Here is a 20913-nt window from a genome sequence, read left to right on the forward strand (position 1 = left end):
GTGATGCCGGTGCTGGTGGTGGAGGACGCGGCCCACGCCCGTCCCCTGGCCGAAGCGCTGGTGGCGGGCGGCCTGCCTGCTTTGGAAGTCACCCTGCGCACCGGCGCGGCGCTCGACGTGATCCGCGAAATGGCGCAGGTCAAGGGCGGCGTGGTCGGGGCCGGCACGCTGATCACCCCAAGGGACGCCGAGGCCGCCAAGGCGGCCGGCGCCCGGTTCGGCGTCTCGCCGGGCGCCACGGATGCGCTGCTGGAGGCCTGCGAAGCCATCGGCCTGCCGCTCCTGCCCGGGGCCGCCACCGCCAGCGAGGCGATGCGGCTGCTGGCCCGCGGCTACGGCATGCAGAAGTTCTTCCCGGCCGAAGCCTCCGGCGGCGCCCCGGCGCTGAAAGCGATCGGCGCGCCCTTGCCGCAGATCTCCTTCTGCCCCACCGGCGGCATCACCCCGCAAAACGCCGAAAGCTACCTCAGCCTGCCCAACGTGGTCTGCGCAGGCGGCAGCTGGACCGCACCCAAGAACCTCGTCCAATCCCGAAACTGGAACGCAATCAAAAATCTGGCAAGCGAGGCAGCCAGGCTTGGCAAGACCTGAATACTTTGGCACCGGCAGCAGTTATGCGGCGCGGAGTCAGCTTGCGCCGCCGCCGTGGCCGAATCCCAGCTCGGCCTGGTAGGCAAACAACGCCGGCAGCCCGCCTGTGTGAAGTAGCAACACTTTCTGGCCTTTGCAGATAGATCCCGCGTCCAGCAAGCCCAGAAGCCCTGCTAACGTCTTAGCGGAATAAACCGGGTCCAGCAGGATCCCCTCCGTCCTTGCCATGCGCTGCAGCGCGGCGCGTGTCGTTGGTCCTGCCCGGCCGTACCCGGGGGCCAGCGCACCGTCCCAGGTATGGATATCTCCGCTGGCGAATGGGCGCGGAATGTTGATCAGATCCGCCAGATCGTCCGTTACCTGTTCGAGCCTGTCCTTTTGCAGCTGCGCATTTCTGCGGACGCAGATTCCGAAAACAGGTGCGGTGATGCCAGCACGGCGTACCCCAGTCAGGAAACCGGCATGAGTTGCTCCGCTGCCCGACGGCACCACCGCCGCATCAAAGCCGCCAATCTGTGCCGCAACCTCCGCCCCTCCCAGAACATACCCCAACGCACCCAGCGGCGGATGCCCCAGGCCAAGCGGTATGATGTAAGGCTCGCGGCCTGCCTTTCGCAATTCTTCTGCCCGCGCTTTCAGGGCTGCGTCAGCTCCGGCTTCATCCTCGCCCTCCGGGTAGCCGGCGCTTTCTGCTCCCAGAATATCCGACAGGAAGATATTGCCTGAGCTGTAATAGAGCGTGCCCATTCCCGGCACCCGCTCTTCACGCTGAAGAATGGCGTGCAGCCCAAGCTTCGAAGCAGCGGCAGCAGCGGTGCGGGTAAAATTCGACTGCACAGCACCGGTGATCAGGATGGTGTCCGCTCCTGCCGCAAGCGCAGCCCCCAGGTAGAACTCCAGCTGACGTGTTTTATTGCCGCCGAAACTGAGCCCTGTCAGATCGTCGCGCTTGATCCAAAGATCGATATCCAATTCCTGCGACAACCGGTCCAGCCGTTCCAGCGGGGTCGGCTGTGCCAGCAGGGACGCACGGGGAAATGCAGAGAGGCAATCCGCGGTCATGGTCATTCGAGAACCTCTATTTGGCTCCAAAAGTAGCTTCTTCCAACAGTGAAGCCATCACCGGCCTCGTCAATGAAAAACGTCAGGCAAACGATTGTGGCGGGCTAAGCCTGCCCTGCTTTCTTTGAAGGTTAAAGCGGTTGCTTTACCTACTTGCGGTTCCCATTTGTTTACAAAGCACTGCACCGCCAAGGACCAGCCGAATGCCAGCAACAGAACCCCATCCAGCCCTTCGGGTTGATATCATCTCAGACGTTGTCTGCCCGTGGTGTGCGGTCGGTTACAACCAGTTGGCTTTTGCCGCCCGCCGCGCCGGGGTGGCGTTGGACATCCACTGGCAGCCGTTTGAGCTGAACCCGGATATGGCGTTCGAAGGCGAGGATCTGCGCGAGCATCTGGCCGCGAAATACGGCAGCACCGAAGAGCAGTCCACCCAGGTGCGGGCGCAGCTGACAGAAATTGGTGAAGCGCTAGGGTTCTCCTTCCGCTTCTTTGAAGGCATGCGGATCTACAACACCTTTCAGGCGCATCAGCTGATCGAATGGGCAGAAGAGCACGGCAAGTGCCACGAAATGAAACAGGCACTACTGAGCGCGTATTTCACCAATGGCAAGAATGTCTCGGATCCGGAGGTGCTGGTAGAGACCGCCGAAAGCCTCGGCCTGGACGGCGCCGGCGCGCGTGCGGCCCTGGAGAGCGGCAAACACGCGGACAACGTGCGCCGGCGCGAGGCGTTCTGGATGCAGCAAGGCATCCGCGGCGTGCCTGCCATGGTGTTCAATGGCCGCCACCTGGTGACCGGCGCGCAAGGGGTTGAGAACTACGCCAGCATTCTGGAGCAGCTTAGCCTTACCGGCAGCGAATTCCGCTGAGGGCAGAGCCCGGCGTGCAGCCGGGCGGTGAGTCGTTTCTTCAAACAGCTTATGCCTGCGGCAAGCACTGGGTGATCGCGGTTTCCAGCTTGTCCACCACCTCGGTGATCTGCTCATCGGTTATGATGAAGGGCGGTGCCAGCAGGATGTGGTCGCCGTTCTGGCCGTCGCGAGTGCCCGACATCGGGTAGCAGATCAGCCCGGCCTGGAAGGCTGCCTTCTTGATCCGCCCGGCAAGCCCAAGCGCCGGATCAAACGGTTCCTTGGTGTCGCGGTCAGCCACCAGCTCCACCCCGCGGAACAGCCCGCGGCCGCGGATATCGCCCACATTGGGATGCTGGCCGAAACGGTCCTCCAGCGCCGCCTGCAGCTTCTCCCCCATCTGAGCGCAGCGCTGCACCAGGCCGCGTTCCAGCATCGCCTTGACCACGGCCAGGCCGGCAGCGGTCGCCACCGGGTGGCCGATGTAGGTGTGGCCATGCTGGAAAAAGCCGGAGCCGTGCTCGATCGCCTCATAGATCTGCCGGGTGCAGAGCATTGCGCCGATTGGCTGGTAGCCGGCGCCCAATCCCTTGGCGATGCAGAGGATATCCGGCGCGATACCGTCCGCCTCGCAGGCAAACAGATGCCCGGTGCGGCCCATGCCGCACATCACCTCGTCCAAGATCAGCAGCACACCGTATTGGTCGCAGATCTCGCGGATGCGTTTGAAATAACCCTCAACCGCCGGAACCGCGCCGGAGGTGGCGCCGACCACAGGCTCCGCCATGAAAGCCATCACGGTCTCGGGGCCGAGGCGGAGGATTTCCGCCTCCAGCTCATTTGCCACCCGCTGGCCGTAGTCATAGGTGCTCTCGCCCTCTGCCCGGCCGATGTATTCGTAGCAGGGCGAGATATGGGAGATGTCGATCAGCAACGGTGCGAACTGGGTGCGGCGCCATTCATTGCCGCCTGCCGCCAGCGCGCCAAGGGTGTTGCCGTGGTAGCTCTGCTTGCGGGCGATGATATGGCGGCGCTGCGGCTCGCCGCGCTCCAGGTGGTACTGGCGGGCGAGCTTGATCGCGGCCTCGGTGGCCTCCGACCCGCCGGAAACGAAATAGACCCGGTCAATATCCCCCGGCGCGTTGGCCACCAGCAAGTCCGCCAGTTCTTCCGCCGGTTCCGAGGTGAGGAAACCGGTATGGGCAAAGGCCAGCTTGCCGACCTGCTCCTGCACCGCCTTGATCACATCGGCGTCGGAATGGCCCAGGCAGGAGACCGCCGCACCGCCGGAGCCGTCGAAATAGCGCTTGCCGTCCGCATCGATCAAGTAGCAGCCGTCACCGGCAACAGCGGTGGGCAGGCTGGCTTTGGTGTGGCGGGGAAAGACATGACTCATGATCAGCACTCCTTGAGCGTATGGCCCTGGGCCTTTGCGGCCTGAACGAAGGCGGCAACCGAAGCTGCATTATCTGCCAGCAGCCCGCCTTCCGGTGTTTCGATGTTATTCTCAAATCCGATTCGCGCATCCCCTCCGGCGGCAACCGCCGCCAGCAGGCAGGCCTGTTCATGCCGCCCGAAAGCGCAGACGGCCCAGTTGAGGTGCAGATCCGCCGCGGCGTCCCGGAAGACGGTGAGTCCCTCGGGCCGGGCCAGAACCGGCGGATTGTACTTGCCCAGAACAATGATCGCATCGCGCATGGCGCCCGGAACGGTGCCGTCCTGATACCAGGCGCGCAGTTGGGCAATGCAGTCCGGACCGTACAGGATATGCTGCACCTGCGTGCCTGCTTCCGCGCACAGGGCATAGGCGCGCGCGGCCAGGTCCGCGTCCCGTGCCATTTCCCGCACCGAGACAGAGGCCGCCGCCGGGCGCAGCGCCTCCAGACAGGCGAACTGGGCGGCCACATCGTAGAGGCCCGCGCTTTCCGTGGTGATCTGCACTGCCATCGCCGGCGCGCTTTCCCGCACCGCATCAAGGGCTTCGCAGTAGCGGCCCGCATCCAGCGAATGCCGCCCCTCATCATCGCGCACATGCAGGTGCAGCGCATGGGCCCCTGCAGCAAAACAGGCCGCTGCGGTTTCCGCCGTCTGCCGCGACGTCACCGGCAGCTGCGGGTGATCCCCGCGCCCCCGCCGAGCCCCATTGGGTGCCACCATCAAACTGTACTCTGCCACCGGTCTCCTCCTATGCCGCTTGCGCTGCCGCGACTCGTGCTTGGAACACCTGAGCAGCTTGCCCTCACGGGACATACGCTCTCAAGCCGCCAATCTCAGAACATTTGTTTTACCTCGACCCGGCCTGGCAGCGCTCTGCCCACGGACCCGGGCATCCAGCTTCTGGACCTAAGCAAGCACATACTTTGGCCCTAACGAATTCCCCGAAACTGACGTTTCTGGTACATAATACGCCTCAGAAGCCCTGTAGGGTTCCGGGCAGCCCGATTCACTTCTAACGCCGAAAGGACATGTCATGGACGGCACGTTCAACGAAAACGATCTCTCCCGAGTGGTGGAGGCCGACAAGGCCCACATGTGGCACCACCTGTTCCAGCACAAGGCGCTGGAATCCTCCGACCCGCGCATCATTGTCGAGGGCAAGGGTATGCGCGTCTGGGATCAGAACGGCAAGGAGTTCCTGGATGCTGTTTCCGGCGGGGTCTGGACCGTCAACGTCGGCTATGGCCGCGAAAACATCTGCAAGGCCGTTTACGACCAGCTGATGAAGGTCTGCTATTTCGCCAACTCCGCGGGCTCCATTCCGGGCGCGCTGTTCGCCGAGAAGCTGATCTCCAAGATGCCGGGCATGACCCGCGTTTACTACACCAACTCCGGATCGGAGGCCAACGAGAAGGCCTTCAAGATGATCCGGCAGATCGCCCACAAGAAATACGGCGGGAAGAAAACCAAGATCCTGTACCGCGACCGCGACTACCACGGCTCCACCCTGGCAACCATGTCGGCCGGCGGCCAGGACGAACGCAACGCGCAGTACGGCCCGTTTGCGCCGGACTTTGTCCGCGTTCCGCACTGCATGGAATACCGCAAGCATGAGCTGGGCCTGGAACATCTGTCCGGCCGCGAGTTCGGCATCGCAGCCGCAGACAAGATCGAGGAAGTGATCCTGCGCGAAGGTCCGGAAACCGTGGGCGCGCTGTGCCTGGAGCCGGTGACCGCAGGCGGCGGCGTGATCGAAGCGCCGGAAGGCTACTGGGAGCGGGTGCAGGAAATCTGCAAGAAGTACGACGTGCTGCTGCACATCGACGAAGTAGTCTGCGGCGTCGGCCGCACCGGCAAGTGGTTCGGCTACCAGCAGTACGGCATCAAGCCGGACTTCGTGACCATGGCCAAAGGCGTTGCCTCCGGTTACGCGGCGATTGCCTGCATGGTCACCACCGAGGAAGTCTTTGAAATGTTCAAGGACGACACCTCCGACCCGCTGAACTACTTCCGCGACATCTCCACCTTCGGCGGCTGCACCGCTGGTCCCGCTGCGGCACTGGTCAACATGCAGATCATCGAGGACGAGAACCTGCTGGACAACTGCATTGCCATGGGTGAGCGGATGCTGAACAACCTGCGCGCGCTGCAGGAAAAGCACGCCGTGATCGGCGACGTGCGCGGCAAGGGCCTGTTCCTGGGCGCCGAGCTGGTGCAGGACCGCGAGACCAAGGAGCCAGTGGACGAGAAACTGGCGCAGCAGGTTGTCGCGGAATGCGGCGCGCAGGGCGTGATCATCGGCGTCACAAACCGCTCGCTGCCCGGCCGCAACAACACCCTGTGCTTCAGCCCGGCGCTGATCGCCACTGCGGACGACATCGACCTGATCTGCGATGCGGTCGACAAGGCCCTGACCAAGGTTTTCGGCTGACATCTCTCCCTGTTGGACGAACAAACTGCGCCCCGGAAATTCCGGGGCGTTTTTCTTTACGGACGGATCCGCCTGCCCGGACCGGAACGGAAGGGTTTGACCGGGTTGGACATGATCCTCATCCGTGTCTAACCTGAAAGCATTCACTGCGGGAAAGGGGGAACCCATGACTGACAGTAGCCTGGAAAGCCGTACCAGCGTGATTGCCTTTGCAGATGTGGCCGGTTTCAGCCGCCTCATGGGCCAGCACCAATCCGAGACAGTTCAAAGGCTGTAGGAATGCCGCTTTGCCCTGATCGATCCGCTGACAGGCCAGTTTCAGGGCCGGATGCTGAACACGCTCGGCGACGGGTATCTGATCGAGTTCGCAAGCGCTGCCAAGGCACTGGAATGGGCTGTCAGGTTGCAGGAAGGTCTGATCAAACGCAATCAAGGTTTGCCCGAAGACCAGCGCATCCAGATGCGGATCAGTCTGAACCTTGGCGAGATCCTTATTGGTGACAGCGAAGCATTCGGCGACGGGATCAATATTGCGGCCCGGATGCTTGGCGTCACGGAGCCGGGCGGCATCGCAGTCTCGCAAGTCATCAAGGATCTGTTGCCGGACCCGCCCCCTGTTTCCCTTGCCGATCTCGGCGCGCATAAGTTCAAGAACATCTCTCGCGGGGTTCATATCTGGCACACAAGTGTGCCAGGCGGATCTGCTCCCGCAAATGTCCAGTTCCGGCCGTTTGTCGACATGCCAAGCGAGCCGCGGACAGAGGCAACCGGCGGCTGCATGTGCGGCGCGGTGCGGTACCGGGTGACCGAAAAGGAGCTCGGATCCATGCTCTGCCATTGCCGGATGTGCCAGAAATTCTCGGGGGCACCGGTTCTCGGCGGCACGACCTATCCCGCAAGCGCCGTGGAATTCACCAAGGGACAACCGAAATTCTACCAGCCCTCCAAGATTGCACAGCGCGGGTTCTGCGAAAACTGCGGAACCGCGCTGCTTTATCAGGGGCTTGTCGGACAATGGACAGAATGGACGATGATTTTCACAGCCTCCCTGGACAACCCGCAGGATTTTCCACCCACCTACCACCTCGGCGTCGAAAGCAGGATGCCTTGGCTGGATATCCATGATGACCTGCCCCGAACCGAATGCAAAGATTCGCCAAGCCTCATTCAGGCCTACCATGCCGTGGGCGAGGAGGTCCCCTGAACGGTACCCCGGAATCATAATACGGGGCCGGATATGCGGCCCCGCTTGAGATGCGCTTGGCTTGCGCTTCAGATCAGCTGGAACAGGATGCCCGACAGGACCGCGCCGCTCACCCCAAGTCCCAGGTAAGCCGCAAAGACTTTTGGCTTCACCAAAGACCAGACCGCCGCCATTGCAGGAACCGAGCTGACCGCGCCAGCCACCATGAAGGCCATGGCCGCACCTGCACTCATCCCCTGCTCCATCAACCCCGCCAGCAGCGGCGGCGCGACATAGGAGTTGAGGTAAGCTGGCATCCCGACCAGCGCCGCTGTGGCAATCGGCAGCACACCCTCGCCGCCCACCAGACCGGCGATCACATCGGCCGGTACGTAATGGACCAGAAGCGATTCCAGCACATAGGCCAGTGCCAGCCATTTCAGCAGGAACAAGCCGTTGGAGACAAACTCCTCGCGGAACTTCTGGCGGCGTTCGGATTCGGTCCAGAAGCGCCAGTTCGGCTTGGCGTCCAGCTTCGGCCCGCCGCAGCCGCAGCAGCTTTTGTTTTCGTGCTTGCGCAGCGGATTGGCAAACACGCCCTGCCCCCGCAGCAGTTTGATGGCAAAGCCGCCGAACAGCCCCAGCGCCACCGCAGTCACCGCCTTCCCGATGGCAAAGGGCCAGCCCAGCGCGCCCGCGGTGATCAAAAGCGTCGGCGGGTCGATCAGCGGCGAGGACAGCCAGAAGGCCATCACCGCCGACAGCGGCGCGCCAAGCGCCAGGAGGCCGGCAATGAACGGAATCACCTCGCAGGAGCAGAACGGCGCCAGCCCGCCGAACAGCGCTGCCAGCAAAATCATCCGCGTCTCGCGCCCCTCGAAGGCACGCGCCACCATTGTCTCGGCCCCTGTCGCTTTCAGATAGGCCAGCAGCAGGACCGCAAACAATATGTAGCGCGCGGTACTGCCCAGCGCTGACAGGGTGAATTCCACGACAGCGCGGAAATTGCCCGGGTCAAGAACGGCAGCGCCCGTCAGAAGGGCAAGGCTCAGCGCCCAGGGTGTCTTCAGCCAGCTGCCAAGCGTTCTTGCCTTGCCGGGGTCTTGTGTCAATTCAGCCATCGTTTGCCGCCTTCTTGCCTGCATCCGCGCAGCATTCCTGAAGAATGAAGCCGGCCAATGCCTCCAACCGGGTGAATTCGGCGCGGCTGATCGTCGAACGCCCCACGCGTTCCTGCGCCACCACACCGGCGCCGGTGAGGAATTTCAAATGATGCGCCAGGGTCGAGGGCGCGATGCCGGTGCGCTCCTGGATGTCCCCAACCGTCAGCCCGGCCTCACCCGCCCGGATCAGGCAGCGCAGCACCTGCAGCCGTGCCTCCGATCCCATCGCGGCAAAGCCCTGTGCGGCTTCTTCCCATTGCATGATGTCAGCTCCAATTGATTCGATAAAACTAGTTTTATAGTTTTTTTAGCGTTTTTCAAGAGCGTGGCTCTCGGGACGAGGTCTAGAGCTGCAAGTGGATGTGATCGTCGTGTCGCGCTGCCCTGCAGCCTTGAAACCTCAACTTGCTCGGGCGCAGCCCCAGCCGGCTCTGCAGATGCGGCTCCAAAAAGATCTTCCCAACCCGGCTGTCTGCTTCCAGAAACTGCAGCAAATGGCGGGTACGGTCCGCATCAACTTCCAAGTCCCGCCACAAGGGCTGCAACACCTGCAAATCCCAGCGGAGTGTCAGCCAGTTGTCATGGCATACCGTCGGCCCCTGCTCAAAGGCAAAATAGCCGATGGGAGATCGGGTTGCCTTGGGGCTATAACCCTTTGCACCTGCATAGTAAAACGCAAGATCCGCCTTTCGGCCATCATGGTGAGACAGGTGAGGCAGCAGCGGGAAAGTTGCAAGGAACGGGAAATTGGCGTCGAGCACCTGCGTGACGGTGCCGGGATATGCCGTGTCCACGGCACCCGCCGTTTCCTGCAAGACATTTGCGAGTTCCGGCGTCACGTAGTTCCGGTTCAACGCGCAATAGAACCAAGATTGCATCTGCAGCGGCCCGCGTTCCCAGCAACTGAGGGCAACCCGCCCGGAATGCGGCGCAACCCAAATCGCAGCCAGGCTGAGACCCGCATAGAGAATCAGAAACGCCAGCAGCCTGCGCCAGAACATGAGCGATGCAAGCCAGGCTATGCCGCCCAGCTGCGTAAAAAGAGTCAAGAATACAACGAGGGCCAGATGACCAACGACTTTAAACATGGCGGCACGCTTGCACCACGCGCTGGCCAAAGCAAGATGCAGATTCCTCCAAACTGGCCCTAAGTCCAGATTGCACCCCATTTAAGTCCACCTTAAGGTGTCCCGCATGGCCATCTCCGTTGACACCTTCTTCCTCAACCCCGACGCTCAGGGCACCCTGCAGGCGCAAATCCAGGAAATGATCGCAGAGGGCATTCTTTCGGGCCGCTTCCGGGTCGGGGAGAAGCTACCGTCCTCTCGCAAGCTGGCCGCGCATCTGGGCATCAGCCGGATCACCGTGACGCTGGCCTACACAGAGCTGCTGGCAAACGACTATCTCACCTCGCGCGGGCGGTCGGGGTATTTTGTCTCTGACAACGCACCGGTGCCACCTTCCTATACTCCGCAGCAGAAATCCGGCGATACGGTGGACTGGGGCAAGGTTATGGCGCGCAGCTTTACCGGCGGCGACACCCCGCGCAAACCGCAGGACTGGCGCGACTACCGCTATCCGTTCATCTACGGCCAGGCCGATGCCTCGCTGTTCGACCATGCCAACTGGCGGCTGTGCGCGCTGCGTGCGCTGGGGCAGAAGGATTTCTCCGCCCTGGCCAATGACTACTTCGACCAGGACGACCCTCTCCTGATCGAATACATTGCCCGCCACACTCTGCCGCGGCGCGGTATTACGGCGCGGCCAGAAGAAATTCTTATCACGCTCGGCGCCCAGAACGCACTGTGGATCACGTGCCAGTTGCTGCTGAACCGCGGGCGAAGGGCGGCAGTGGAAGACCCGGCGTACTACACCCTGCGCGATCAGGTTGTGCAGACCCGCTGCCAAATTGACTGCATCCCTGTGGATGAGCGCGGCCTGCCGCCCGGAGATATTCCCGACGATACAAACGTCATCTTCTGCACCCCCAGCCACCAGAGCCCCACCACCTTCACAATGCCGATGGAGCGGCGCAAGGAACTGCTGCGGCGCGCCAGCGACATCGACGCCGTGATTGTCGAGGACGACTACGAGTTCGAGATGTCATTCCTTGGCGCGCCCTCGCCTTCCCTCAAGTCCCTCGATACAGAAGGGCGGGTAATCTATGCTGGAAGCTTCTCCAAGTCGCTGTTTCCAGGGCTGCGTCTTGGCTATCTGGTCGGCTCGGAACCCTTCATCCGGCAGGCCCGCGCTTTGCGCGCCAGCGTGCTTCGGCACCCCCCAGGCCATGTTCAGCGCACCGTCGCCTATTTCCTCTCGCTCGGCCATTACGATGCCCAGATCCGCCGCATCGCCAAGGTTCTGCACGACCGCCGCGCCGTGATCGAGGATGCTATCCGCAAACACGACCTGACCATTGCCGGGGTCGGCAGCTTTGGCGGTTCAGCTCTGTGGATGCAGGCGCCCGAGAACGTCGATGCAACAGCGGTGGCCGAGCAGCTGCGGGAGAAAAGCGTGATCATCGAACCAGGTGCGCCCTTCTTTGCCGCCGAACACCGGAAGCTGAATTTCTACCGGCTTGGATATTCCTCGATTCCCGCAACCCGAATCGAGCCCGGTTTGGCCTTGCTGGCCCAAGCGCTTAAACAGCGCTGACAAATTCTCCTGGTTCAAAGGCCCATCAACCGGAAAATTGATACGATTTGTATCAGCAAGCGGAACGTGATCATTTTGGGTTCCCACCCGGCATGACCGGCTGAACCCTATATGAAAAACCCGTCCGGCTATTTTCATGAGTCCAGTTTTGGACTTACCCCAGCGAAACAACTGGCCCTAACCCAGCCCCCCGCTGCCCCCTAAACCAGAGTCAATTCCCGGCATTCTGGCCCGGGCGGAATATGCGTCTCACTCAGGAGCAAACCCATGAAAATGACCACCGAAGAAGCCTTTGTGAAAGTGCTTCAGATGCACGGCATCGAGCATGCCTTTGGTATTATCGGCTCGGCGATGATGCCGATCTCCGACATCTTCGAGCCGGCGGGCATCACCTTCTGGGATTGCGCCCACGAAGGCTCCGGCGGCATGATGGCGGACGGCTACACCCGCGCAACCGGCAAGATGTCGATGATGATCGCGCAGAACGGCCCCGGCATCACCAATTTCGTTACCGCAGTGAAAACCGCCTACTGGAACCACACCCCGCTGCTGCTGGTCACCCCGCAGGCGGCAAACAAGACCATGGGTCAGGGCGGCTTCCAGGAAATGGAACAGATGCGCATGTTCGCAGACTGCGTGTGCTACCAGGAAGAAGTGCGTGACCCGTCCCGCATGGCGGAAGTGCTGAACCGCGTGATCATGCAGGCAAAGCGCAACTCCGCTCCGGCCCAGATTAACGTGCCGCGTGACTACTTCACCCAAGTGGTCGACATTGATCTGCCCGCCGTGGTTGACTTCGAGCGCCCCGCGGGCGGTACCGACGCGGTGAACGAAGCAGCAGAACTGCTGTCGAACGCCAAATTCCCGGTCATCCTGAACGGTGCAGGCGTTGTCATCGGCGGCGCGATCCCGTCCTCAATCGCTCTGGCCGAGCGGCTGGACGCTCCGGTTTGCGTTGGCTATCAGCACAACGACGCCTTCCCCGGCTCGCACCCGCTGTTTGCAGGCCCGCTGGGCTACAACGGCTCCAAGGCCGGCATGGAACTGATCTCCAAAGCAGACGTCGTTCTGGCCCTGGGCACCCGCCTGAACCCGTTCTCCACCCTGCCGGGCTACGGCATCGACTACTGGCCGACCGACGCGAAGATCATCCAAGTTGACATCAACCCGGACCGCATCGGCCTGACCAAGAAAGTCACCGTCGGCATCGTCGGCGACGCCAAGCAGGTTGCTGACACCATCCTGGAGAAACTCTCCGCCACCGCGGGCGACGAGGGCCGCGACGAGCGTAAGGCTCTGATCGCGCACACCAAGTCCTCCTGGGCGCAGGAATTGTCGTCGATGGATCACGAGCAGGACGATCCCGGCACCACCTGGAACGAACGCGCCCGCGCCGCCAAGCCTGACTGGCTCAGCCCGCGCCGCGCATGGCGTGCGATCCAGGCCGGCCTGCCGAAGGATGCGATCATCTCCTCCGACATCGGCAACAACTGCGCCATCGGCAACGCCTATCCGTCCTTCGAGGAAGGCCGCAAGTATCTGGCTCCCGGCCTGTTCGGCCCCTGCGGCTACGGCCTGCCAGCGGTTGTCGGCGCGAAAATCGGCTGCCCGGACGTTCCGGTTGTCGGCTTCTCAGGCGACGGCGCATTTGGTATTGCGGTGACCGAACTGACCGCGATCGGTCGCGAGGAATGGCCGGCGATCACCCAAGTTGTCTTCCGCAACTACCAGTGGGGCGCAGAAAAGCGGAACTCCACCCTGTGGTTCGACGACAACTTTGTCGGCACCGAGCTGGACACCCAGGTGTCTTATGCCGGCATCGCTCAGGCTTGCGGCCTGAAAGGTGTTGTGGCCCGCAACCAGGACGAGCTGACCGAGGCGCTGCGCCAGGCCTGCGAAGACCAGAAGAAAGGCATCACCACCCTGATCGAAGCCATGATCAACCAGGAACTGGGTGAGCCCTTCCGCCGCGACGCGATGAAGAAACCGGTTCAGGTTGCAGGCATCAGCAAGGACGACATGCGTCCGCAGAAAGTCTGAACCTGATGCCCCTGCCCTTTGACCTCTCTATGGGCCAGGGGCTCTATCTGGCCGCCGCGTTATTCGCGGCGGCCGTTATCCGGGGCTTTTCCGGCTTCGGGTTTTCCGCGATCTTTATCATTCTGGCAGCACTCACTACCAATCCGCTGCCGCTGATACCCGTGGTGTTTTCCTGCGAAATCGCCATGACCGCCTTTCAGGCGCGAGACATCCGCCCGCATATCGACTGGCGCCGGGCAATTGCCCTGCTGGCAGGCGCCGCCATTGCCACTGTTCCCGCCATTGCCATCATGGCGCGGCTGGGCGAACAGGAGGCGCGGCTGGCGATCTCGAGTCTGATCCTGGTTTTGAGCCTGGTTCTGCTCAGCGGCTGGCAGCTGGAACGCCCTGTCGGGCGCAACGGGAATGTGGGTGTGGGTGCCATTGCAGGCATCGCCAACAGCGCCGGTGTCGGCGGCCTGCCGGTGGCGGCCTTCCTGACTGCGCAGCCGGTGCCGCCTGCAGTGTTCCGCGCCACGATGATCGTATTCCTGACCGGCATCGACGTGATGGCGCTTCCGGTTATGGCGGCAAACGGGCTGGTCGGTCCGGAAACCCTGACCGGCATCCTGCTGGCCTTTCCCATTCTGGGCCTCGGCATCTGGGCCGGGTCCCATAGTTTCCAGGCGGTCTCGCAAGCGCTGTTCCGCCGCGCGGTGGTTCTGATGCTGACCGCGCTGTCGCTGATCAATATCGCAAGGCTGGCGCTCTGACCGCCCGGCCCTGCCCCGAAACCGCTGCTACAGGACGCACACCCGTGACCCAGACCTTGTCCCCGCTCGAACTGCTGAAGGCCGAAGCCCCGGCCGCTCGCCCCGTTGTTGCGCTGAGCGAGGGCACCGACCCCCGCGTGGTGGCAGGCGCCCTGGCCGCGCATCAAGCGGGCATCGCCGATGTGATCCTGGTCGGCCCGCAGGGTGAGGTCGAAGCCGCGCTGCAGGCCGAAGGCGCCAGCGCTGGTGACGGCGTGGCAATCCACGATCCGTCCACCTCAGAACTGACTACTTTCTTCGCCGCCGAATATTATGAACTCCGCAAGCACAAGGGCGTTGATGAAGCAAAGGCTCGCACCGCTGCCGAAACTCCGCTGGTCTATGCCGCCATGCTGGTGCGCCTGGGCCATGCCACCGGCACCGTCGGCGGCGCCGTGCATACCACAGGCGACGTGGTGCGCAGCGCCATCCAAGTGATCGGCATGGCGCCGGACGCGGGCATGGTCTCTTCCTTCTTCCTGATGTACCCGCCGGAAGGCGCGCCTGAGGGCGCCCGGGCCATGCTCTATTCCGATTGCGGGCTGGTCATCGATCCCAACCCTGCCGAGATGGTCTCGATCGCCGCCGCCTCGGCCCAATCGGCCCGTGCACTACTGCGGGTGGACCCGAGACTCGCCTTTCTCAGCTTCTCCACCGCCGGCAGCGCCAAGCATCCCGCGGTGGACAAGGTGACCGAGGCCCTGAGCCTGTTCCGTAAAGCGCATCCTGACCTGCCGGCGGACGGTGAACTGCAATTTGACGCAGCCTTTGTCCCCTCGGTCGGGGAACGCAAGTCACCCGGCTCCAGCGTCGCGGGCCAGGCCAACGTAATGATCTTCCCCAACTTGGATGCGGGCAACATCGGCTACAAGATCACCCAGCGGCTGGGCGGCTATTCCGCCATCGGACCGGTGCTGCAGGGGCTGGCAAAACCCGCCAACGATCTGTCACGCGGCTGCAGCGCCGAGGATGTGACCCAGATCATCGCCGTCACCATTCTGCAGGCCAAAGGCAGTTAAGGACCGGAAAATTGAACAATGGTTCCAAAAATCAGAACCCAACAAGAACACTATTCCCATTTTGAGGCGTTCCGTCTTACGGTCGCCGAAGCCACCCAACAGGACCCGCCAATGCACGTTAGCAGCCAATCCTAAAGAAAGCATCCAAGGTTTCCTGTCATGTCCATCTCATCCGCTGTCATATCGCTGCAATCAGGCACCCTTAAGGAGAAGCTCCGCCTGCTTCTGCCAGGAGTGGCGGTCTCGGTAATTGTGGCCATCACCGCGCAGTTCCTGGCCGAGCATTATGCAACACCCGCAATGCTGCTTGCGCTGCTCTTGGGGATTGCCGTCAGCTTCCTGGGCGAAGAGGGCAAGACCGTTCCCGGCATCGCCTTCTCAGCCCGCTCGCTGCTGCGGTTTGGAGTGGCGCTGCTGGGCGTGCGGGTTTCCATGGTGCTGATGATGGGCCTGGGCTGGGACCTGATTGCCCTGGTGGTGGGCGGCGTGATTGCCACCATCTTCTTCGGCCTCGCCGTAGCACGGTTCTTTGGCCACAAGTGGCGCTTCGCCTTTCTGACCGCCGGCTCGGTCGCCATCTGCGGTGCTTCTGCAGCGATGGCGATCAGCGCCATCCTGCCTCGTGACGAACGCTCCGAGGAGCGGCTGATCTTTACCGTGATGGGCGTCACCGTGCTGTCCACCGTGGCGATGATCGCCTATCCGATCCTGGTGAACCTGCTGGAGCTGAACTCAATCCAGGCCGGCGTTTTCCTGGGCGGCACCATTCATGACGTGGCACAGGTTGTTGGCGCGGGCTTTTCGATATCTGAGCAGACCGGCGACACCGCCACATTGGTCAAGCTGATGCGGGTGGCCATGCTGGCGCCGATCGTGCTGGTGGCCTCGCTGATGATCCGCTCCTTTGCCGAACTGCCCAAGGACGGCCAGCGCCCGCCGGTCCTGCCGGGCTTTGTCATCGCATTCCTCGTGCTGGCCGGGATCAACTCCTTCGGGGTGATCCCGCCGGCCGTCACCGAGTTCCTCAGCCAGTCGTCGCGCTGGCTGCTGCTCACTGCCATTGCGGCGGTGGGAATGAAAACAAATTTGAAACAGGTTCTGGCCGTCGGAGGCGCGGCCATTGCCCTGATCATCGTCGAAACTTTGTTCATTGCCGGGCTAATCCTGGCGGGGATCGAACTATTGACCTGATCAGGGGAACCAGAAGGGAGGCCAGATGACATTCCAGCAACCCCGGGTGGAGACTTCACCCCCCGTATCCGACGAGGTGCGGAAAACCACTTGCTACATGTGCGCCTGCCGCTGCGGCATCAATGTTCACATGAAGGACGGCAAGGTCGCCTATATCGAGGGCAACCGCGACCATCCGGTGAACAAGGGCGTGCTCTGCGCCAAGGGGTCAGCCGGGATCATGCAGGTCAACGCCCCCTCGCGGTTGAAAGCGCCTATGATGCGTACCGGGCCGCGTGGGTCGGGTCAGTTCAAGGAAATCACCTGGGACGAGGCGCTGGCAATTGCGGTAGGCTGGATGGAGCCGATCCGCCACGAGGCACCGGAGCAGCTGGCCTTCTTCACCGGCCGCGACCAAAGCCAGAGCTTCACCAGCTTCTGGGCGCAAAGCTTCGGCACCCCGAACTATGCGGCGCATGGCGGCTTCTGCTCGGTCAACATGGCAACCGCAGGCATCTACACCATGGGCGGCGCGTTTTGGGAGTTCGGCCAGCCCGACTGGGACCACACCAAGCTGTTCCTGCTGTTCGGCGTGGCGGAGGACCATGACTCCAACCCGATCAAGATGGGCATCGGTAAAATCAAGAAGCGCGGCGCGCGGGTTATCGGTGTGAACCCGATCCGCTCCGGCTACAACGCGGTTGCGGATGACTGGGTCGGCATCACCCCTGGCACCGACGGCCTGTTCATCCTGTCGCTGATCCACGTGCTGATGAAGGCTGGCAAGATCGACCTCGACTACCTCAGCCGCTATACCAACGCACCGGTGCTGATCAACGCCACCGAAGGCCCCGACAAGGGCCTGTTCCTGCGTGATGATGATGGCAAGATGCTGGTGATTGACCGCAAATCCGGCAAGCTGACCCCCTTCGACCAGCCCGGCGTCCGCCCGGACTTGACCGCCGTCCACGAGAAAGACGGCGTCACCCACCGCCCGGTCTTCCACCTGATGGCCGAACGCTATCTCTCCGCGGAATACGCGCCTGAAGCCATCGCCGAGAAATGCGGCATCCCGGCCAAGCGTATCCGCGCAATTGCCGGTGAGCTGGCCCGCGTCGCCTTTGACGAGGCGTTTGAGCTGGATGTCGAATGGACCGACTTCCGCGGCGAAAAACACACCAAGATGGTGGGCCGCCCGGTGGCCATGCACTCGATGCGCGGTGTCTCGGCGCATGCCAACGGCTTCCAGACCTGCCGGGCGCTGCATGTGCTGCAGATCCTGCTGGGCACGGTCGAGGTCCCCGGCGGCTTCCGCTTCAAACCGCCCTATCCCAAGCCGGTCGAGGCACACCCGACCCCGCACTGCAAGGCAACGCCCGACACCCCGCTTGACGGCCCGCACCTGGGCTTTGTCCGCGGACCCGAGCACCTGGCCCTGAAGGAAGACGGCAGCCCGGCCCGGATCGACAAGGCCTTCACCTGGGAAAACCCGATGTCGGCCCATGGCTTGATGCATATGGTGATTTCCAACGCGCACGCGGGCGATCCCTACAAGATCGACACGCTGTTCATGTATATGGCCAACATGTCGTGGAACTCCTCCATGAACACCAAGGGTGTGATGGAGATGCTGACCGACAAGGATGAGAACGGCGACTACAAGATCCCGCATATCATCTACTCGGATGCCTACTCGTCGGAGATGGTGGCCTTTGCGGACCTGATCCTGCCCGACACCACCTATCTGGAGCGCCACGACTGCATCTCGCTGCTGGACCGCCCGATCTGCGAGGCAGATGCGGCGGCAGATGCCATCCGCTGGCCAGTGATCGAGCCGGACCGCAACGTGCGCGGTTTCCAGACGGTCCTGATCCAACTCGCCAACCGGATGAAGCTGCCGAACTTCACCAATGAGGACCGGACGCCCAAGTGGAAGGACTACGCCGACTACATCGTCAACCACGAGCGCAAGCCAGGTATCGGCCCTCTGGCAGGTTTCCGCGGCGAGAACGGAGACAAGGAAGGCCGCGGCGAAGTAAACCCCGAACAGCTGGACAAATACATCGAAAACGGCGGCTTCTACGTCGCCCACATCCCGGACGGCGCGGACTATTACAAACCCTGGAACGCGGCCTATCAGGACTGGGCGGTGGGCATGGGCATCTACGACAGCCCGCAACCCTATTTGTTCCAGCTCTATGTGGAGCCAATGCGAAAGTTCCAACTGGCTGCCGAAGGCAACGGTGAGCGCCAGCCGCCGGAGCATTTGCGCCAGCGCGTCAAGGACGTGATGGACCCGCTGCCGATCTGGTACGAAACCGATCAGCAAGGCAACGAGGGTTTCACCGTCAACGCGCTGACCCAGCGTCCGATGGCGATGTACCACTCCTGGGGCACCCAGAATGCCTGGCTGCGGCAGCTGCACGGCCGCAATCCCCTGTATGTGCCAACCAAGCTGATGCGCGAGCACGGGCTGCAGGACGGCGACTGGGCCAAGGTCACCTCACCGCACGGGGAAATTACCGTGCCGGTGATGGAAATGGCGGCGCTCAATGACAACACCGTCTGGACCTGGAACGCCATCGGCAAGCGCAAGGGCGCCTGGGCGCTGGAAGAGGATGCGCCGGAGGCCACCAAGGGTTTCCTGCTGAACCACCTGATCCACGAGCTGCTGCCTGCCAAGGGCGACGGTATGCGGTGGGCCAACTCGGATCCGATCACCGGCCAGGCGGCCTGGTTCGACTTGAAAGTCAGAATTGAAAAGGCCGCACCGCCGGAAGATCTGCAGGAAAGCCAGCCAGCTTTCCCGGCGCAGGAATCTCCGGTTGGCACCGGCCCGAAAGAACTGAAGTGGAAAGTAGGCAAATGACCGAGCTCCCCAACTCCACAGATCGCAAGATGGGTCTGGTCATCGACCTGGACACCTGCGTCGGCTGCCATGCCTGCGTGATCTCCTGCAAGGGCTGGAACACGGAGAACTACGGCGCTCCCCTGTCAGACCAGAACCCCTATGGCGGCGACCCGTCGGGCACCTTCCTGAACCGCGTGCACTCCTACGAGGTGCAGCCCGCGAATGGCCACGCGCAACTGATCCATTTCCCCAAATCCTGTCTGCACTGCGAGGACGCCCCCTGTGTCACCGTCTGCCCCACCGGCGCCAGTTACAAGCGCGCCGAGGACGGCATTGTGCTGGTGAACGAGGACCACTGCATCGGCTGCGGCCTCTGCGCCTGGTCCTGCCCTTACGGGGCGCGGGAACTGGACCTGGCAGAAGGCGTGATGAAGAAATGCACCCTCTGCGTTGACCGGATCTACAACGAGAACTTGCCGGAAGTGGACCGCATCCCTTCCTGCGTGCGCACCTGCCCTGCCGGTGCGCGCCATTTCGGCGATCTGGGCGATCCCGGCAGCGATGTCTCCAAACTGGTGGCAGAGCGCGGCGGAATGGATCTGATGCCGGAAATGGGCACCAAACCGGTGAACAAGTACCTGCCGCCCCGTCCCAAAGACCAGATCGAGGAGCAGATCGACATCCTCGCCCCGCTGCTGGCACCGGTCGCTGAGGAGCCGCAAGGCTTCATGGGATGGCTGGACAAGGCCCTCGACAAACTTCCGGGAGGAGCAAACTGATGCATCCCGCACCATCCGTCATCATATTCACCACCCTGTCGGGGCTTGGCTTTGGCCTCTTGTTCTTCCTCGGCCTCGGTCAGCCCGCTGTGACCGGCACCGTGGCTTTCGTGTTCTATGCCATCGCCTTTGGCCTTGCCTGCGGCGGCCTTCTGGCCTCTACGTTTCACCTCGGCCACCCGGAGCGCGCCTGGCGCGCCTTCACCCAGTGGAAGACAAGCTGGCTCAGCCGAGAGGGCGTCTGTGCCGTCGGTGCTCTAATCGTGATGGGGCTCTACGCGCTTGGCGCAGTGTTCATGGACAGTTATTGGACCTTGCTGGGCTGGATTGGCGCCGCTCTCAGCCTCGCTACTGTCTTCACCACCTCGATGATCTACACCCAACTGAAGACCATCCCGCGCTGGAACATGGAACTGACACCGGCGATATTCCTCTCCTTCAGCCTTGCAGGCGGAGCGCTGTTGGCCGGTGCCGAGTCTGTGGCGCCCTGGCTGCTGGCCATCGCCGGCGCGGTGCAGCTGGCCTATTGGGCCAAGGGTGACAAGGCGCTGGAGACTTCCGGCACCAACCTGGGCACTGCCACAGGCCTTGGGGATCGCGGAGCAGTGCGCGCGTTCGAGCCTCCCCACACCGGTTCCAACTACCTCCTGCGCGAGTTCGTGCATGTGGTCGGCCGAAAGCACGCACAGAAGCTGCGGATGGTTGCCTTCATCCTTGGTTTTGCGCTGCCGCTGCTGCTGATCCTGACCCCTGTTCAGGGCTTCGTGATCAAGCATGTGTTTGCCGCTCTCGCAGTGCTTTCGCACCTTGCTGGCGTTGCCACCTCGCGCTGGCTGTTCTTTGCCCAGGCCGAACATGTCGTTGGCCTCTACTACGGCAAACGCTGA

At 62.6% G+C, this 20913-nt stretch carries 18 protein-coding genes; 12 read left to right on the plus strand and 6 right to left on the minus strand.

The window, feature by feature from the left end; genetic code table 11:
* Window positions 1-591: bifunctional 4-hydroxy-2-oxoglutarate aldolase/2-dehydro-3-deoxy-phosphogluconate aldolase (gene eda / locus AB1A62_RS05605; RefSeq protein WP_366660542.1), on the plus strand; the 591-nt coding region annotated here is incomplete at its 5' end.
* Between the two features lie 36 nt (window positions 592-627).
* On the opposite strand, the gene AB1A62_RS05610 is transcribed toward eda, so the two are convergent.
* Window positions 628-1659, minus strand: a complete 1032-nt coding sequence (locus AB1A62_RS05610; RefSeq protein ID WP_366660543.1) for a D-cysteine desulfhydrase family protein — start codon at window positions 1657-1659, stop codon at window positions 628-630.
* Between the two features lie 197 nt (window positions 1660-1856).
* On the opposite strand from AB1A62_RS05610, the gene AB1A62_RS05615 reads away from it, so the two are divergent.
* The gene (locus AB1A62_RS05615) at window positions 1857-2525 is read left to right on the plus strand and encodes a DsbA family oxidoreductase (RefSeq protein ID WP_366660544.1); all 669 of its coding nucleotides are present in this window, start codon (window positions 1857-1859) and stop codon (window positions 2523-2525) included.
* 49 nt (window positions 2526-2574) lie between these two features.
* Here the strand turns inward: AB1A62_RS05615 and AB1A62_RS05620 are convergent, their stop codons facing one another.
* Window positions 2575-3903, minus strand: coding sequence for an aspartate aminotransferase family protein (locus tag AB1A62_RS05620; protein ID WP_366660545.1), 1329 nt, complete (start codon window positions 3901-3903; stop codon window positions 2575-2577).
* A gap of 2 nt (window positions 3904-3905) precedes the next feature.
* Window positions 3906-4682: a 3-keto-5-aminohexanoate cleavage protein gene (locus AB1A62_RS05625; protein WP_366660546.1), complete on the minus strand. Its 777-nt coding sequence runs from the start codon at window positions 4680-4682 to the stop codon at window positions 3906-3908.
* 295 nt (window positions 4683-4977) lie between these two features.
* Between AB1A62_RS05625 and AB1A62_RS05630 the strand changes: the two genes are divergently transcribed.
* Both AB1A62_RS05630 and AB1A62_RS05635 read left to right on the plus strand, forming a co-directional pair.
* Window positions 4978-6375 carry an aminotransferase class III-fold pyridoxal phosphate-dependent enzyme gene (locus tag AB1A62_RS05630; protein WP_366660547.1) on the plus strand — a complete coding sequence of 466 codons (1398 nt, stop codon included), beginning with the start codon at window positions 4978-4980 and terminating at the stop codon, window positions 6373-6375.
* 295 nt (window positions 6376-6670) lie between these two features.
* Complete coding sequence (locus tag AB1A62_RS05635; protein ID WP_366660774.1) at window positions 6671-7579, plus strand: GFA family protein; 909 nt, start codon at window positions 6671-6673, stop codon at window positions 7577-7579.
* 68 nt (window positions 7580-7647) lie between these two features.
* On the opposite strand, the gene AB1A62_RS05640 is transcribed toward AB1A62_RS05635, so the two are convergent.
* The 3 genes from AB1A62_RS05640 to AB1A62_RS05650 form a co-directional block, all read right to left on the minus strand.
* A complete protein-coding gene (locus tag AB1A62_RS05640) occupies window positions 7648-8679 on the minus strand; it encodes a permease (RefSeq protein WP_366660548.1) in 1032 nt (343 codons plus the stop codon).
* Window positions 8672-8983: a metalloregulator ArsR/SmtB family transcription factor gene (locus AB1A62_RS05645; RefSeq protein WP_366660549.1), complete on the minus strand. Its 312-nt coding sequence runs from the start codon at window positions 8981-8983 to the stop codon at window positions 8672-8674. Before AB1A62_RS05645 ends, AB1A62_RS05640 begins: the two co-directional genes overlap by 8 nt.
* An 82-nt stretch (window positions 8984-9065) precedes the next feature.
* Window positions 9066-9809, minus strand: coding sequence for a hypothetical protein (locus AB1A62_RS05650; protein WP_366660550.1), 744 nt, complete (start codon window positions 9807-9809; stop codon window positions 9066-9068).
* A gap of 106 nt (window positions 9810-9915) precedes the next feature.
* On the opposite strand from AB1A62_RS05650, the gene AB1A62_RS05655 reads away from it, so the two are divergent.
* The 8 genes from AB1A62_RS05655 (at window position 9916) to AB1A62_RS05690 (ending at window position 20913) form a co-directional block, all read left to right on the plus strand.
* On the plus strand, window positions 9916-11376 hold the full coding sequence (locus AB1A62_RS05655) for a PLP-dependent aminotransferase family protein (RefSeq protein WP_366660551.1): 1461 nt from the start codon (window positions 9916-9918) through the stop codon (window positions 11374-11376).
* Between the two features lie 267 nt (window positions 11377-11643).
* On the plus strand, window positions 11644-13416 hold the full coding sequence (xsc, locus tag AB1A62_RS05660) for a sulfoacetaldehyde acetyltransferase (RefSeq protein ID WP_366660552.1): 1773 nt from the start codon (window positions 11644-11646) through the stop codon (window positions 13414-13416).
* 5 nt (window positions 13417-13421) lie between these two features.
* On the plus strand, window positions 13422-14168 hold the full coding sequence (locus AB1A62_RS05665; RefSeq protein ID WP_366660553.1) for a TSUP family transporter: 747 nt from the start codon (window positions 13422-13424) through the stop codon (window positions 14166-14168).
* A 44-nt stretch (window positions 14169-14212) separates the two neighbouring features.
* Window positions 14213-15226 (plus strand): phosphate acetyltransferase, encoded by a 1014-nt coding sequence (gene pta / locus AB1A62_RS05670; RefSeq protein ID WP_366660554.1) that lies wholly within the window; start codon window positions 14213-14215, stop codon window positions 15224-15226.
* Between the two features lie 159 nt (window positions 15227-15385).
* Window positions 15386-16417, plus strand: a complete 1032-nt coding sequence (locus AB1A62_RS05675) for a putative sulfate exporter family transporter (protein ID WP_366660555.1) — start codon at window positions 15386-15388, stop codon at window positions 16415-16417.
* A gap of 25 nt (window positions 16418-16442) precedes the next feature.
* Complete coding sequence (locus AB1A62_RS05680; protein ID WP_366660556.1) at window positions 16443-19265, plus strand: molybdopterin oxidoreductase family protein; 2823 nt, start codon at window positions 16443-16445, stop codon at window positions 19263-19265.
* Window positions 19262-20026 carry a 4Fe-4S dicluster domain-containing protein gene (locus AB1A62_RS05685; RefSeq protein ID WP_366660557.1) on the plus strand — a complete coding sequence of 255 codons (765 nt, stop codon included), beginning with the start codon at window positions 19262-19264 and terminating at the stop codon, window positions 20024-20026. The genes AB1A62_RS05680 and AB1A62_RS05685 overlap by 4 nt, the downstream gene beginning before the upstream one ends.
* Window positions 20026-20913, plus strand: coding sequence for a DmsC/YnfH family molybdoenzyme membrane anchor subunit (locus AB1A62_RS05690; RefSeq protein ID WP_366660558.1), 888 nt, complete (start codon window positions 20026-20028; stop codon window positions 20911-20913). Before AB1A62_RS05685 ends, AB1A62_RS05690 begins: the two co-directional genes overlap by 1 nt.

This window comes from Leisingera sp. JC11 (assembly GCF_040704725.1).
Taxonomy (GTDB): Bacteria; Pseudomonadota; Alphaproteobacteria; order Rhodobacterales; family Rhodobacteraceae; genus Leisingera.

Excerpts from the sequence above, each read along its gene's own strand:
- AB1A62_RS05610 (WP_366660543.1), bottom strand. The coding sequence starts at position 1,659 with ATGACCATGACCGCGGATTGCCTCTCTGCATTTCCCCGTGCGTCCCTG.
- AB1A62_RS05615 (WP_366660544.1), top strand. The coding sequence starts at position 1,857 with ATGCCAGCAACAGAACCCCATCCAGCCCTTCGGGTTGATATCATCTCA.
- AB1A62_RS05620 (WP_366660545.1), bottom strand. The coding sequence starts at position 3,903 with ATGAGTCATGTCTTTCCCCGCCACACCAAAGCCAGCCTGCCCACCGCT.
- AB1A62_RS05630 (WP_366660547.1), top strand. The coding sequence starts at position 4,978 with ATGGACGGCACGTTCAACGAAAACGATCTCTCCCGAGTGGTGGAGGCC.
- AB1A62_RS05640 (WP_366660548.1), bottom strand. The coding sequence starts at position 8,679 with ATGGCTGAATTGACACAAGACCCCGGCAAGGCAAGAACGCTTGGCAGC.
- AB1A62_RS05645 (WP_366660549.1), bottom strand. The coding sequence starts at position 8,983 with ATGCAATGGGAAGAAGCCGCACAGGGCTTTGCCGCGATGGGATCGGAG.
- AB1A62_RS05650 (WP_366660550.1), bottom strand. The coding sequence starts at position 9,809 with ATGTTTAAAGTCGTTGGTCATCTGGCCCTCGTTGTATTCTTGACTCTT.
- AB1A62_RS05655 (WP_366660551.1), top strand. The coding sequence starts at position 9,916 with ATGGCCATCTCCGTTGACACCTTCTTCCTCAACCCCGACGCTCAGGGC.
- xsc (WP_366660552.1), top strand. The coding sequence starts at position 11,644 with ATGAAAATGACCACCGAAGAAGCCTTTGTGAAAGTGCTTCAGATGCAC.
- AB1A62_RS05665 (WP_366660553.1), top strand. The coding sequence starts at position 13,422 with ATGCCCCTGCCCTTTGACCTCTCTATGGGCCAGGGGCTCTATCTGGCC.
- AB1A62_RS05675 (WP_366660555.1), top strand. The coding sequence starts at position 15,386 with ATGTCCATCTCATCCGCTGTCATATCGCTGCAATCAGGCACCCTTAAG.
- AB1A62_RS05680 (WP_366660556.1), top strand. The coding sequence starts at position 16,443 with ATGACATTCCAGCAACCCCGGGTGGAGACTTCACCCCCCGTATCCGAC.
- AB1A62_RS05685 (WP_366660557.1), top strand. The coding sequence starts at position 19,262 with ATGACCGAGCTCCCCAACTCCACAGATCGCAAGATGGGTCTGGTCATC.
- AB1A62_RS05690 (WP_366660558.1), top strand. The coding sequence starts at position 20,026 with ATGCATCCCGCACCATCCGTCATCATATTCACCACCCTGTCGGGGCTT.